This window comes from Psychrobacter sp. TB20-MNA-CIBAN-0197 (genome assembly GCF_040309765.1).
GTDB lineage: Bacteria > Pseudomonadota > Gammaproteobacteria > Pseudomonadales > Moraxellaceae > Psychrobacter > Psychrobacter submarinus.
Map to the genome: position 1 here is coordinate 1 of NZ_JBEOPC010001473.1, position 232 is coordinate 232.

1 protein-coding gene is annotated in these 232 nt (G+C 40.5%); it reads right to left on the reverse strand.

Features of this window, described 5'->3' with window-relative positions; all coding sequences use genetic code 11:
• The coding region (locus AAEY83_RS18860) for a GAF domain-containing protein (protein ID WP_351061770.1) at positions 1-204 on the reverse strand (204 nt) is incomplete at its 3' end.
• Between the last annotated feature and the right edge of the window lie 28 nt (positions 205-232).

Sequence of the window (232 nt, forward strand, 5' to 3'; positions counted from 1 at the left end):
AAATTCGAGTTCTTGATGGCTTTTTGCAATAGCTTGATTGACCAGCTTTGTTTGTAAAACAGCTGCAATTTTATGTGATACAAAGGTAATTAACTCGCAATCATCTCGGCTGAAAATATGTTTGTTATCTGAGGCTTGGCAAACAATAAGGCCGATAACACCTTGAGCTGTTTTAAGTGGAGCGCCTAACCAGCTAGTGGCCATTTGCTCTTTTGGTACAGGTGCTGAACGT